This is a genomic window from Thalassobacillus pellis (assembly GCF_016908295.1).
GTDB classification, from domain to species: Bacteria; Bacillota; Bacilli; order Bacillales; family Halobacillaceae; genus Thalassobacillus; species Thalassobacillus pellis.
Genome location: NZ_JAFBDO010000002.1, coordinates 718,113 through 731,300 on the forward strand (window position 1 = coordinate 718,113; position 13,188 = coordinate 731,300).

At 43.5% G+C, this 13,188-nt stretch carries 15 protein-coding genes; 7 read left to right on the plus strand and 8 right to left on the minus strand.

The window, feature by feature from the left end:
• The first annotated feature begins 111 nt into the window (after positions 1-111).
• From nfsA to JOC33_RS09450, 4 genes are all read left to right on the plus strand, one after another.
• On the plus strand, positions 112-849 hold the full coding sequence (gene nfsA / locus JOC33_RS09435; protein ID WP_205092236.1) for an oxygen-insensitive NADPH nitroreductase: 738 nt from the start codon (positions 112-114) through the stop codon (positions 847-849).
• Positions 850-882: 33 nt separating this feature from the next.
• Positions 883-1,626, plus strand: coding sequence for an NAD-dependent protein deacylase (locus JOC33_RS09440; protein ID WP_205092237.1), 744 nt, complete (start codon positions 883-885; stop codon positions 1,624-1,626).
• Between the two features lie 161 nt (positions 1,627-1,787).
• Positions 1,788-2,789, plus strand: a complete 1,002-nt coding sequence (locus JOC33_RS09445) for an aldo/keto reductase (protein WP_205092238.1) — start codon at positions 1,788-1,790, stop codon at positions 2,787-2,789.
• Positions 2,790-3,175: 386 nt separating this feature from the next.
• A complete protein-coding gene (locus tag JOC33_RS09450; protein WP_205092239.1) occupies positions 3,176-4,312 on the plus strand; it encodes a CapA family protein in 1,137 nt (378 codons plus the stop codon).
• Between the two features lie 44 nt (positions 4,313-4,356).
• On the opposite strand, the gene JOC33_RS09455 is transcribed toward JOC33_RS09450, so the two are convergent.
• From JOC33_RS09455 to fosM, 4 genes are all read right to left on the minus strand, one after another.
• Positions 4,357-4,785, minus strand: coding sequence for a TspO/MBR family protein (locus JOC33_RS09455; protein ID WP_239534069.1), 429 nt, complete (start codon positions 4,783-4,785; stop codon positions 4,357-4,359).
• Positions 4,786-4,881: 96 nt separating this feature from the next.
• The gene (locus JOC33_RS09460; protein ID WP_205092241.1) at positions 4,882-5,370 is read right to left on the minus strand and encodes an SRPBCC family protein; all 489 of its coding nucleotides are present in this window, start codon (positions 5,368-5,370) and stop codon (positions 4,882-4,884) included.
• 18 nt (positions 5,371-5,388) lie between these two features.
• Entirely contained in the window at positions 5,389-5,829 is a 441-nt protein-coding gene (locus tag JOC33_RS09465) for a GNAT family N-acetyltransferase (protein ID WP_205092242.1), read from the minus strand.
• Positions 5,830-5,979: 150 nt separating this feature from the next.
• Positions 5,980-6,402: a FosM family fosfomycin resistance protein gene (gene fosM / locus JOC33_RS09470; protein ID WP_205092486.1), complete on the minus strand. Its 423-nt coding sequence runs from the start codon at positions 6,400-6,402 to the stop codon at positions 5,980-5,982.
• Positions 6,403-6,622: 220 nt separating this feature from the next.
• Here fosM and JOC33_RS09475 point away from each other — a divergent pair, with 220 nt between their 5' ends.
• Together JOC33_RS09475 and JOC33_RS09480 are read left to right on the plus strand one after the other, a co-directional pair.
• A complete protein-coding gene (locus JOC33_RS09475; RefSeq protein WP_205092243.1) occupies positions 6,623-7,099 on the plus strand; it encodes a DUF456 domain-containing protein in 477 nt (158 codons plus the stop codon).
• A gap of 110 nt (positions 7,100-7,209) precedes the next feature.
• Complete coding sequence (locus tag JOC33_RS09480; RefSeq protein WP_205092244.1) at positions 7,210-7,497, plus strand: hypothetical protein; 288 nt, start codon at positions 7,210-7,212, stop codon at positions 7,495-7,497.
• A gap of 86 nt (positions 7,498-7,583) precedes the next feature.
• Here the strand turns inward: JOC33_RS09480 and JOC33_RS09485 are convergent, their stop codons facing one another.
• From JOC33_RS09485 to JOC33_RS09500, 4 genes are all read right to left on the minus strand, one after another.
• Positions 7,584-8,057: a helical membrane plugin domain-containing protein gene (locus tag JOC33_RS09485; protein ID WP_205092245.1), complete on the minus strand. Its 474-nt coding sequence runs from the start codon at positions 8,055-8,057 to the stop codon at positions 7,584-7,586.
• Complete coding sequence (fdhF, locus tag JOC33_RS09490) at positions 8,050-11,004, minus strand: formate dehydrogenase subunit alpha (RefSeq protein ID WP_205092246.1); 2,955 nt, start codon at positions 11,002-11,004, stop codon at positions 8,050-8,052. The genes JOC33_RS09485 and fdhF overlap by 8 nt, the downstream gene beginning before the upstream one ends.
• Positions 11,005-11,022: 18 nt before the next feature.
• Positions 11,023-11,829 carry a formate dehydrogenase accessory sulfurtransferase FdhD gene (gene fdhD / locus JOC33_RS09495; protein WP_205092247.1) on the minus strand — a complete coding sequence of 269 codons (807 nt, stop codon included), beginning with the start codon at positions 11,827-11,829 and terminating at the stop codon, positions 11,023-11,025.
• 107 nt (positions 11,830-11,936) lie between these two features.
• Complete coding sequence (locus JOC33_RS09500; protein WP_205092248.1) at positions 11,937-12,527, minus strand: DUF2087 domain-containing protein; 591 nt, start codon at positions 12,525-12,527, stop codon at positions 11,937-11,939.
• A 142-nt stretch (positions 12,528-12,669) separates the two neighbouring features.
• Between JOC33_RS09500 and JOC33_RS09505 the strand changes: the two genes are divergently transcribed.
• Positions 12,670-13,020: a YflT domain-containing protein gene (locus JOC33_RS09505; protein ID WP_205092249.1), complete on the plus strand. Its 351-nt coding sequence runs from the start codon at positions 12,670-12,672 to the stop codon at positions 13,018-13,020.
• Positions 13,021-13,188 lie beyond the last annotated feature (168 nt).

Here is a 13,188-nt window from a genome sequence, read left to right on the forward strand (position 1 = left end):
ACAAGGTGCTTTAGTTTTTTCATGTACAAGCCTCTTATTTCAATGGAAAGTCCCTAATATGGTAGGGTAATATTATGTATTGAAGCATTGATTTTAAAGGAGATATGGATAATGAACCCTATAATTGAATTGTTGCAGAACCACCGCTCCATCCGAAAATTCACTTCTGAAAAATTGACCAGGGAAGAAATTGAGACCATCATACAAAGCGCCCAGCAGGCAGCGACGTCCAGCTATATGATGGCCTACACCATCTTTGGCATTACGGATGAAAAGAAAAAAGCTGAACTCAGTGAGATTACCGGCCAAAGCTATGTAAAAGAAAACGGGCACTTTCTGATTTTCTGTGCAGATTTCCATCGTGTCACAGAAAAAGCTACCCAGGAAGAATATGAGAACATGCTCGATAACCTTGAAAATAGTGAGCATTTCCTCGTCTCAGCGATCGATGCTTCCCTTGCTGCCCAGAATGCTGCTGTCGCTGCAGAGTCTATGGGGCTTGGCATTTGTTATATCGGAAGTATCCGCAATCAAATAGCCCGGGTGGATGAGCTGTTGAATCTGCCTCGCCACGTCATTCCGCTGTTTGGCATGGCAATCGGTCATCCTGCCCATAAATCAGAAAAGAAACCTAGACTCCCGCTTGATGCTGTTTATATGGAGAACGAATATAAATTGGACAGAGATGTGCTCGATAAATTTGATGATCAAATTCAGGAATATTATGCCCGTCGGTCTGAAAACAGCCGTCAGGATACATGGACTGACCAGATGAAACGTCGTTTTCAGAATACGATCCGTATGGATGTCACCGATCATGTCAGGAATAAAGGCTTTAATAAAAAGTAATCTGTCAGCTACCTGATGCAGGGAGGGAAATTTATGGAATCTATCGAACAAATTGCCCGAGCAGTCCTAAAAGCGGACTCGATCGCTGTTCTTACAGGCGCAGGAGTTTCTACTGCAAGCGGTATCCCTGATTTCCGTTCGAGTGAAGGGTTATGGACAGAAGACCACTCGCGGGAATATTACATGTCCAGCAATTATTTCTACCACGATCCTGAGGATTTCTGGAAAAAATACAAAGCGATTTTCCGGTTGAAGCTGTTGAAAAACTACCAGCCCAATGCAGTACATTCCTTTTTCAGGGAACTTGAGGATAAAGGAAAGGACATGGCAGTGATTACCCAAAACGTCGATGGCCTCCACACACTTGCCGGGAGCAGCAGAGTTCTTGAATATCACGGAACGCTGAATACTGCAACGTGCACGTCTTGCGGGAACAGCTACGATTTGGATTATGTAATGGGCCATGAAATTCCACACTGCAGCAAACATGGGTGCGGAGGTATCCTGAAGCCAGATGTTGTGCTGTTTGGAGATATGATTTCTGCCCATGACGAAGCGGAGGCAATCATCGACAGGGCTGACCTGCTGCTTGTTATGGGCACTTCCCTGTTCGTTACCCCGTTTAATCTGCTGCCGGAATACGCTTGTTATCAAAAAGGCGTGGAAAGCGTATTGATAAACGGGGAACCAACCGTAAAGGATTATTTGTTCGACCATGTCATCCATGACGATTTGGCGAAAACAGTTAAAAAAATCAAAAAAGCTATCGAGAAATAAAGGCCTGCCATATCAAGGCAGGTTTTTTTGCTGGAATAAAAGCAACATTTAATTCCTTCATTTTAAAATCGGCGACTTTTTGCTTCCCTTTATCAGCTGACGATTACTTGCCGGAAATAGCGGGAACAAGTTTAATGTGGAATTATTTTGGAGGTGAATCAATGGAACAAATCCAACTTGATAATATTGATATTAACGCAAGCCGCATCGGTCTTGGCACATGGGCTATTGGAGGCTGGATGTGGGGTGGTACGGATGAAAAGGAATCAATCCGTACCATTCATACCGCATTTGATAAAGGCATAAACCTGATCGATACCGCGCCTGTTTACGGATTCGGGAAAGCTGAGGAAATCATCGGAAAAGCAATGAAAGAACACGGTAAAAGAGATGATATCCTGCTTGCGACGAAGACAGGAATCGACTGGATAGATGATGAACCTTTCCGTAACGGCAGCAGGAAAAAAATCCAGGAGGATATCGATAATTCCCTAAGACGCATGCAGACTGATTACATTGATATTCTTCAAATTCACTGGCCAGATCCACAGGTTCCCATTTATGAAACAGCAGAAACAATGGATTACCTTTTAAAGCAAGGAAAAATCCGCGCAATCGGCGTAAGCAATTTCACACCGGAAGAGATGGATATCTTTCGGGAAGCAGCACCGCTTCACACCATACAGCCCCCTTATAATTTGTTCGAGCGAGAGATTGAAAAGGATCTGCTGCCTTATGTGCAGAAACATGAGCTCTCTTCTCTTACTTACGGTTCTTTATGCCGAGGACTGCTTTCTGGGAAAATGACAGCTGATTGGGAATTCAACGGAGATGATCTACGCAAGCTCGATCCCAAATTCCAACAGCCTCGTTACGGTCAATATTTAAAGGCTGTAAAGGAACTCGACGAACTTGCCCAGGATCGTTTCAGTAAACGCGTCATCCACCTGGCACTGAAATGGGTGATTCAGCAGCCAGGCGCAAGTATTGCTTTAATGGGCGCCCGAAAGCCCGAGCAATTAGATCCGATTGATGGCTTGGATTTTCACATCGATGACAAGACTATGCACGAAATAGATGAAATACTATTAAAGCATATCCAAGACCCGGTCGGACCTGGCTTTATGGCACCTCCGGATCGGCAACAGCTTAATTTGAAATAGAAACGAAGCAGGGAGCCACGCTAGTTCCCTGCTTTTTACTTTTCGTAAAATAAATGTTTCGCTCACCCTTTCGCCTTCCGAAAATGCTGCTCGACTTTTAACTTCGCAAGTATTCCCCGGAACTCTCTTTGAGCAGTATTATCATGGATTGAAGGCACAGCAACTAAAAATTCATGTGTTGCAAAGCTTGATACATTACATTCTCCTTAAGCAATATTTACTATTTTTTTATTCCTTTTACTTATTTAGATATTTTTTGTTGTTATGTTCTTTAAATTATACTAATATGACTTAGACTTTATTAATTGGTCTAATTTGTTACTATTTCCTTTTATTAGTAATAAGCATTTTTCCAAACATATTTGCATCGTAAAAGGAGAATGGCATTGTACAAACTTATTTTATTCAGCATTGCAGCTGTATTTATTACCGGGTGTTCGGCAGACAGCAGCCAGCAAGAAGCAAGCACGGGTGCTAAGCAGGAAGCTGTCCAGGCTGCTTCCATGGTAAAAAACAGCAAGAAAATTGATTCACCATCATCCAAAAATCAAGGGGTAACAAATAATAAAGCCCCTGTTAATAATAAAGATGTGGTGGAACTTACATTTGCGGGTGATGTCATGTTCGCGAATTCTTTGATACATACAACAGAGCAAGAAGGATTTGATTATCCTTTCCAATATGTGAAGGAGCATTTCCAAAACGATGATTTTACATTCGTGAATTTAGAGACTTCGGTCACAGAGCGGGGCATCAAGGAAGAAAAAATCTACAATTACCGGACTAAACCTGAAGCGATGGATGCCTTGAAAAGTGTGGGCATTGACGGCCTCGCCCTCGGAAACAACCATACGCTTGATTACGGAACCCAGGGCTTGCTTGATACAATCAGCTATGTCGAAAAAGCCGGCTTAGCTACAATCGGTGCCGGGAAGAATAAAAAAGAAGCCTACAGCTCCTTTACAAAAACTTTTAACGGAAAAAAGATTGCTTTCCTGAGTTTTTCAAAGGTACTGCCAAAAGTGGAATGGTATGCACTTGAAAACAGGCCTGGCATTGCAAGCGGCTATCAGCTCGACCGAATGACAGAAATCATCAGAAAAGCTGAAACCATGCATGATTATGTTTTTGTCCAAATCCACTGGGGAGAAATGGGTGATACGATGTTCAACGAAACAGAGCAGACTTACGCCCATGAGATGATCGATGCTGGAGCAGATGCCATTATCGGAAGCCATCCTCATGTGCTGCAAGGTTTTGAATATTACGAGGGGAAATTGATCGCTTATTCGCTTGGTAACTTGTTATTCCCTGATTTTGTTCATGGAGAAGAAGCGCAGACCGGGCTTTTGGAAGTTAAGATCCTTGAGTCCGGGAAGCTGGAATACAGCTTTCTCCCGCATTTGATTCAGGATGATGTCATTACGATTCACCCAAATGAAAAGGAATTGCTAAACAGGCTTGAAGCACGGTCACTTGGAGTCACTATCACTAAAAATCACGAAATTATAAATCAAAACTAATGGAGGGGCTTCGAGCTCCTCTTATTTTCATCTACAAGAACCAATTACATGTTCCGCATATACAAACCATATGCCCATAGCAAGTCATACCCCAGCCAAAAAAGGTACGGTAAAAGGATTCTATATGATAATCGATCGACTTTTCTCAAGACAAATGCTAATAAGCCCACGACTATTGAAAAAGGAATTAAACTTATAAAACCTAAGAAAATGCTTTCCAATCCAAAAAATAAATAATTCCACATTTCATTTCCTGCCAGCATCACCAATATCAGACCAAGCGCAATTTTACGAAACTTCGATTCTTTAAAGCTACGGAGCTGTCTATATAAAATAACTCCACTCATCAGGTAATAAAGAATACCAACCATAATAAAGAACCACAGGGGTACCAGGTACCAAGGTTTATTTAATCCTGCATACCATACCGTTAAAGCATCTCCTACAAACACGTTGCCTCCAGCAGCAAACATAACAATCAGGGATATACTTAAAAATAACGACTTTATACAATCCCCTCCATTTCCATACCTGTTTTTATCTTATACCATAAAAAGTTCGCGCCACCTTTAACGTCCTTGCCAATCCTTCACATTGGAATCAGGGGCCTTGTCTTCCACTACATTTAGCATCACTCCATGCTCCAGAAGGGCCTTCAAAGCGCATAATACCATCGTAAATCCCCCCATAGCGTCGATTGCCTGGTCAACTAAACTTTCCTCATCACCTTTAAATCCTTTATTTATAATAGAGACAAATGTTTCCTTATCTCCTCGGGAGGTAAACACCCACTCCACTGTGGTACGATTGTCAGCCTCCCCCCATTCAAGAAGGATTCGCTTATTCTTCTCGACCTCTTTCACCTCTACAGTGGCAGATACACTGTACATTTCCCACTCCCATTCAACAGTCTTCCCGGCTTCTAGTTGTCCACTGCTTCTAGTAAACCAGAATTTTGAGGTTATCTCAGGGTTGATAAAAGCTTCAAAAACCTCTCCGACTGGTCTTCGGATAAGCATATCTGTCTGAACAATCGGTGATTGATTTAAAGTTGTCATCCTATGATTCTCCTTTTCTTATACCAGTTTTTTAAACATAACAATATGCGGTCCTATCGGCGGGTAATCAAAAACGTTGCCATGCGTACGGAAGCCAAGCTTCTTGTAATATTCCTGGACACTGGTTCTGCCTTTACACCATAAGAGATTAACACCCTGGTCTATTATTATATTTTCAGCGAATCGTATCACACGGCTTCCTGCACCTTTATTACGAAATTCCGGTATTGTTGCCATTGCCCTTAACCGATATTGTTTATTAGCTGAGAAATCGGTATGATTTTCTAAATAAAAAGAAGCGATGCTTATTAATTTACCCTGCATAAATGCTCCAATATGGAAAGTAAAGTCGTCTTTATCTGTTTTGTAGATACACGCTTTATAATCCTGGTGCGGGCGCAGGATACGATGTCTGAGTGGATATGTCATTTCTGGTTCAATTCGCCGAACTACAACCATGATTTTCACACCTGACCTTTTTTATTACTAACTTTGCGTCCTTAATACTCCTTGAAGGGACAGTGCACCTTTTAAAAATTCCTCCATATCGATGTTGTTTCCACAGAGTAGAATTTCCTTCTAAAAGCTCCAGGGACAGCATTTAAGTATTCATTCGAAAAATTCCATATGAGGCTTGTCTTCCATATAATAATTGATTCGCTCCTGTAGTGTCCCCGTATGCAGCTCGAATTTATGTCCATCCGGATCAGTGAAATAGATAGATTTCTTATCACGTTCGTCTCTTGAGCGACCGGAAAGAATATTAACATTCAGACTTTCCATTTTTTTATACACACTGGTAATCTCTGTTTCGTCAATCGAAAAAGCGATATGGGTATAAGAATGAGAGATTTCATTCCTGGGAATATCAGCTTCCTCATTTAATGCAAGCCAGATTCCATTTAAATCAAAGTAGGCAGTAGTCTTCCCTTTTATTAGCAGCCTTGCCCCAAACACATCTTGATAGAAGGCGATAGAATGATCCAAATCGGATACCGAGAAGAGTAAATGATTTATTCCTTTGATATTTATCCTAAGCACCTCCCTTATGAAGAGAATCTTCTAAAAGTTCATTCCTGATTATTATTATAAATGAAATAGTCAGGTGCATATATACCATAGCGTGCTTCTATTTCAGGAGGAACATGGAACCCAGATCTTTTCCTTGAAAAAATTTCATTTTTCTATCCGCGACATCCAGATTAAGCTACAATGAAACATATGCTTGATTAATTGGAGGTTTTGTTTTTTTATGGAAATAGCTATTTGGGTTATAATTATCGCATTATTCGTGCTTAGCTTTGTTGGAATTGTTTTTCCGGTAATCCCTTCCCCGCTCGTCCTGTGGGTAGGATTTCTGTTGTATTTCTTCTTTATCGAAGGCGCAGATCTGTCCGCATTCTTCTGGATAGCCATGGCACTGCTCACCATCGTGCTCATCGTTTCCGATATTATTGCAAACAGTTACTTCGTAAAACGGTACGGCGGCAGTAAATGGGGAGAGCGAATTGCCGGGATAGCCGTCATCATCGGCTCGTTCATCATTCCGCCATTCGGTATCATTATTCTTCCGTTCATTGCCGTGTTGATTACAGAAATGGTTCAAAAGCGGACGACAAAAGAAGCGTTTCGGGCTAGCATCGGCTCCCTGATCGGCTTTTTAAGCGGTTCTGTTGCCAAAGTTGTCATTCAACTGATTATGATCATCTGGTTTTTCCTTGTCATATAAACAGCAAAAAGACTCCCCTTCTTCTAGCTTATCACGGCTAGATGGAGAGGAGTCTTTTTACATGTTCTGGATACAACTTTGGTGTACGCGTGTTTAAGACGTCAAAAAGCGTGCCAGAGTTGAGTACACGCGTGCTCCGAATACCAAAACGCGTACCAGATCTGCTTACACGCGTGCTCCGATTACAAAAACGCGTACCAGATCTGCTTACACGCGTGTTCCGATTACAAAAACGCGTACCAGATCTGCTTACACGCGTGCTCCGATTACAAAAACGCGTACCAGACCTGTTTACACGCGTGCTCCGATTACAAAAACGCGTACCAGACCTGCTTACACGCGTGCTCCGATTACAAAAACGCGTACCAGATCTGCTTACACGCGTGCTCCGACCATGAAAACGCGCGCGCTATTCCAACCTGGTAAGCGGTATTGTCCATAATCGTTAAAAAAATCCCACGGTTCGTAAACCGTGGGTTTCTTTTTATGATTCTTTCCCCATACCTTTAAAGAATTGCAGCATCATCGTTACACTGCGATTAATATCCGGATCTTTCAGTGCTTTTGCCAGGTCTAGATAACTTGTTTTTTCCTGAGAAACATCTTCCTGTTCTGCTGCTTCCAGCCCTCGATTGATCCGGCCGGTCATATCACGGACAGCATCGACGTCAATGTCTCCGAGCAGAAATGCAAATCCTGACAGGTTTTCAAGAAGTTTTGCGTATTGAGGCTTATTCAGTTCTTTAACAAGATAGCCCATGGCGTCTTTCCGATGATTGGTCAGCGCTGTCAAAGCCTGAAGGGTATCGGCGTCATCGAGTGCCCGCAGAAGCTTGATTCCCTTCAAAATCGCTTCTTTGTTTTCGGAAATGGCTTCCTTTACTTCTTCGACATCTTTTTCAACCTGGACTTCCTTGGGTACTTCCATCCTCTTTACGGTTGTTAACGATTTAGCCATTATGCTTCACCTTCGTTCCTGGAAATTCGTAATCATCCCGCTGCCACTTCTCTTCCACCTTGACACTAACCTGTGGCTGGCGGTTACCACGCCTGTGGTTGTTCGGTGGGATAGGAGATTTTTCTCCCTTCTTCCTGACAATTTCCATGCGCGCAGCTATCTCTTTATAGGCTGGTGTATCTGTATCCTTGTCCACGCTGTTATCAGTCAGGAAGTTGACGGCGGATTTTCCATTTGCGCTCATTGGGATGAACAACTCTTTTCCTTTTACGCGATCGGTAATGGTGACAATACCGGTAGCTTCACCAGCATCAGAGATCAGCTTAATTTCTGCTCCTTCCTTCAATCCGCGTTCCTCGGCGAGTTCTGGTGAAACTTCTACAAAGGCATTCGGTGTCTTCCTTACAATGCCAGGTACCTCGTAAGTCATGTTGCCTTCATGGAAATGCTCGAGGAGACGGCCATTATTGATATGAAGGTCGTATTCTTCGGTCACGTCGTATTGTTTTTCAAAATCAATCGGGAATAAGCGTGCTTTCCCATCATCAAATGGAAAACCTTCCTGATAAAGCAGCGGCTCATCGCTGCCATCCTCATGCACTGGCCATTGCAGGGAATTGTACCCCTCGAGGCGTTCATACGTGACGCCGGCGAAGAGTGGTGACAGGCTTGCTGCTTCGGCCATGATTTCCTGTGGATGGGTGTAGCCCCAGTCGAAACCTAATTCTTTCGCCAGTAGTGTAATGATTTCCCAGTCCGGTTTCGTACCTTCCAATGGTTCCATTGCCTTGTACAGGCGCTGGATTCTGCGTTCGGTATTCACGAAGGTTCCATCTTTTTCAAGACTTGCAACTGCAGGGAATACGACATCCGCGTATTCTGCCGTTTTGGTCAGGAACAAGTCCTGGACTACCATGAATTCCAATTTTTCAAAGGCAGAGGTGACATAGTTGATATTCGCATCAACAATGCTCGTGTCTTCCCCTTTTACATAAAAGGATTTTAACTTCCCTTCATGCATGGCTTTGATCTGTTCATGGTTGTCCATGCCGTCATCTTCCGGCATTTTGCAGTCCCAGGCTTTTTCATAACGCTCGCGCACTTCTTCCTCGTGCGGGGATTCATAGCCTGGCATGAAGTTAGGCATACTTCCGAAATCACTGCAGCCCTGCACGTTATTGTGCCCGCGGAGCGGGTACGCCCCAGTGCCAGGACGGCGATAGTTCCCTGTTACAAGCAGCAGATTGGAAATTGTAGTACTCGTATCGCTTCCAAGGGAATGCTGTGTCACACCCATTGCCCAGCAGATCGCCACTTTATCCTTGCTTACAATTTCTTTCGCCAGGTCTTTCAAATCTTGCTGCGGGATACCGGTCATTTCTTCGGCATATTCTAATGTGAACTTATCAAGGCACTTCTTATATTCTTCCAGGCCATTGACCCACTCATCGAGAAACTCTTTATTTTCCCATCCTTGATCCAGGATATATTTAGTCACAGCGGAAAGCCAGACGAGGTCTGTCCCTGATTTTGGCTGGAAAAATTTATCCGCACGTTCTGCCATTTCGTGCTTGCGCAAATCAAACACATATAGCTTCTGCCCGTTCAATTTATGAGCACGTTTTATTCTGGAGGCGAGAACAGGGTGGGACTCTGCGGTGTTGGAGCCAATCGTAATCACCATATCCGCTTTTGCGATATCTTCGATGGAACCGGAATCCCCTCCATGACCAACGGTTCGGAACAGCCCTTTCGTAGCAGGAGACTGGCAATACCTGGAGCAATTGTCCACGTTATTCGTACCGATCACCTGACGGGAAAATTTCTGCATCAGATAGGACTCTTCGTTAGTCGCTTTGGAAGAGGCGATAAATCCAAGCGCTTCCGGACCGTGTTCATCTTTGATTTCCGTAAAACGTTTTGCGACATAAGCAATCGCTTCGTCCCATTCTACTTCTTCAAAGGATTCTCCGCGGCGGATCAATGGTCTGGTCAGGCGCTTATCACTGTTGACGTAATCCCAGCCGAACCTGCCTTTGACACAAGTAGCGATTCCATTTGCCGGCGATTGGGCGTGAGGCTCCACTTTCAGCACCTGACGATCCTTCGTCCAGACATCAAAGCTGCAGCCGACCCCGCAATACGTACAAACGGTTTTCGTCTTCTTGATTCGGTCCTCCCGTAATTTTGCTTCAGTATCAGAAACCGCGAATAACGGCCCATACCCTGCTTCGGCTTTTTTCGTCAGGTCAATCATGGAGCGGAGCAAACCTGGCTCCTGATCCGTCATATAGCCTGCTTCTCCCTCCATGCCTTTTTCCAGTAAGGCGTTACACGGGCAGGCAGTGACACAAAGACCGCAATTGACACAGGAAGATTGGTCAATGCCGACATCATTATCCCAGATAACGCGCGGCTCTTTTCGATCCCAGTCGATGGTCAGCGTTTCATTGACCACCACATCCTGACACGCTTCCACACAGCGCCCGCACAAAATACACTGGTTCGGGTCATATCGGTAAAAGGATCCGCTGCGGTCGACTTCGTACGTCGATGGCTTGAATTCCCGGGACTGGTGCTCGAGACCAAAATCAGCCACAGCATTATGGATTTCGCAATCACCATTATTGTAATCACAGACGGTGCAGTAAAGCTCATGTTTTTCCAAAATGGAATCGAGCGCGTCCTTCTGGGCCATATGTACTTCGGGTCGATTGGTCATCACGCTCATGCCCGGCTCCACCTTCATCCCACAAGCCCGCTTCAATTCCCCGTCTACCTGAACGACACAAGTATCACACGTTTCCAACGGTCCCAAGGATTCGTTATAACAAATCTGCGGGACATTTTCACCGGTTGTATTGATTAAGTCCAGTAAGTTCTGACCAGGGTCAGCTAAATATTCCTGTCCGTTTATGGTCACTACTGTATGTTGGCGCTCTAGCAAAATGAATTCCTCCTTCTTCTAAGATTCTCGTTTATGCAAATCTTGCGAATGCACTCTTGATTCATGCGTATAGACATTCATCCTGCCGTTACGGATAAATCCGATAGCAGTAATATTCAAGTCCTCCGCCAAATCCAATGCCAGATTGGTAGGAGCAGATTTAGACAATAGAATGCCTATATTCATTTTTGATACTTTAAGTAAGACTTCAGAAGAAATTCTTCCACTGAAAATGATCAGCTTATCCTTCAATGAAATTTTATCTATTAAAATTTTTCCGTAAATTTTATCAAGGGCGTTATGCCTTCCAATATCGGCATACGAAAGCTGTACACCCTGCGCGGTCGCTAACGCAGCCTGGTGCACCCCACCTGTCTGATGAAACATATCCGCTGTTGACTGGAATTCCTCCATCAAATCCAGACATTCCTTCACGGCGATTTTGTGGGTGCTGGTCACTGTCCTGGCGGTTTTGGCATCGCTTTGAAAATAAAAAGCCCGACTTTTCCCGCAGCAGGATCCAAGCCACCTTTTATCCGTATTTCTCGCGTCCGGTAAATTCCTGTGCAGCTCCACATAGGCAAAGCCACACTCCTCATCCATGGTGATGGAATGGATGTCTTCGTATTTGAAAATGATGCCTTCCGTCGCTAAAAAGCCAACGACAAGTTCCCTCATATCAATGGGACTGCATACCATCGTCGCGATTTCTTCACCATTGACAACGATGGTAAGCGGAAACTCTTCAGCGACATCATCATCCTCATACGTAAACAAATGCCCCTGATAGCGCATCACTTTACGTTTTTCTGTACCTCTTTCCATCTTTCCCCCCTCTTTTCTACTAAAAAGCTTTATTATATAGACTTCTTTCCTATTATCAGATGATTCAAACATATATTGCTAGATTTTTTCCTTACCAGTTCAACAGGTCATTCATTAAAAGTGACTGGCCACATTTCGACAGGATTCAATTCATAGCGGTTATTTTCCCTGTACATGAATTGCTGCATGATCCACTCGCGGCGAATGGTCGCATAATCTTCATGAAACGACTTAATATATTCATTCACTTCTTTTTCGTCATATACCTTCCCGATTTCAAAATTTCGGACAAAATAAGCCAGGATGACCAGCTTTTTCTTTAATTGACTCGGAATTTGTTTCAATTTCCCGTCTTTTGCCACAAAATTATTGACGATCGTCTGTTTTTCCTTTTCAGTAAGACTGAATTCTTTCTCCGTCATTTCACTTACCTCCCCTAAACGCATAATCGCAGAAGCCATAAACGATAGCTTCCGTTCGTCCAAATGAAAATAAATGGTATTTTTCTCTCTTCTTGCATACACCATCCCTGTATCCCTTAATTTACTGATATGGTGGGTAATCGTTGGTGGCCGGAGTCCCAGGCGGTCAGCAATCGCCAGGCCGTGCAGTGGGCCATTTTTCAGTAAAATGATGATTCGGATTCTTGTCGCATCTCCCAACGCTTTATGAAAATGGACAAGTTTGTCTAACTGCATGTGCGTACCTCCTCAGCAATTAATTAGATATACATCTAATTAGATGATATGCTAATCGCGTTAAGTAGTCAACACATTGTAAGGTTTTCCCGTCCGTATATCGGGTAAAGGATTAGAGAATTCTTAAAAGGAGTGTGTAAGCTTGAAACCATTTATTAAAGAATATACCAATGATGAAAAACTGATTGATGATGTGAAAAAACTGAAAGACGAAGGAGTTGACGGCGACAACGTCTACTTACTTTCCCATGATGACGATCGGACGGATCGTCTGGCAGGAAATGCCCACGCCAATACGATAGGTTTCTCTGAACAGGATTTTAAGAGCGCAGTCGGTAATATGTTCAACAAAAAAGGCGACGAACTCCGTACCAAGCTGCAGGAAATGGGATTTTCTGAAGGTGAAGCCGACGAATATGAAGAAGATATGGACGAAGGAAAAGTGCTGCTGATTGTAACAGAAACTCAAAACGTCGAGCAGCTGCTTGCATAAATTACTATTTGGAAAGAGGCTGTCCCAAAAAGGTCTCTTTGAAAGGAAAACCACGAAGAAGTTGACTTTTCTTCGTGGTTTTTTCGTACTTTAAGAAAGATTAACCTTTGTTAAAGGATTAAAGTATAAGTAAAACTAAGGCTTTCGCCAGCAGGACTCGGCGACAAG

What these genes read in the sequence shown, in the direction of transcription:
- nfsA (WP_205092236.1), top strand. Translation starts at nt 112, where the DNA reads ATGAACCCTATAATTGAATTGTTGCAGAACCACCGCTCCATCCGAAAA.
- JOC33_RS09440 (WP_205092237.1), top strand. Translation starts at nt 883, where the DNA reads ATGGAATCTATCGAACAAATTGCCCGAGCAGTCCTAAAAGCGGACTCG.
- JOC33_RS09445 (WP_205092238.1), top strand. Translation starts at nt 1,788, where the DNA reads ATGGAACAAATCCAACTTGATAATATTGATATTAACGCAAGCCGCATC.
- JOC33_RS09455 (WP_239534069.1), bottom strand. Translation starts at nt 4,785, where the DNA reads ATGTTTGCTGCTGGAGGCAACGTGTTTGTAGGAGATGCTTTAACGGTA.
- JOC33_RS09460 (WP_205092241.1), bottom strand. Translation starts at nt 5,370, where the DNA reads ATGACAACTTTAAATCAATCACCGATTGTTCAGACAGATATGCTTATC.
- JOC33_RS09465 (WP_205092242.1), bottom strand. Translation starts at nt 5,829, where the DNA reads ATGGTTGTAGTTCGGCGAATTGAACCAGAAATGACATATCCACTCAGA.
- JOC33_RS09475 (WP_205092243.1), top strand. Translation starts at nt 6,623, where the DNA reads ATGGAAATAGCTATTTGGGTTATAATTATCGCATTATTCGTGCTTAGC.
- JOC33_RS09485 (WP_205092245.1), bottom strand. Translation starts at nt 8,057, where the DNA reads ATGGCTAAATCGTTAACAACCGTAAAGAGGATGGAAGTACCCAAGGAA.
- fdhD (WP_205092247.1), bottom strand. Translation starts at nt 11,829, where the DNA reads ATGGAAAGAGGTACAGAAAAACGTAAAGTGATGCGCTATCAGGGGCAT.
- JOC33_RS09500 (WP_205092248.1), bottom strand. Translation starts at nt 12,527, where the DNA reads ATGCAGTTAGACAAACTTGTCCATTTTCATAAAGCGTTGGGAGATGCG.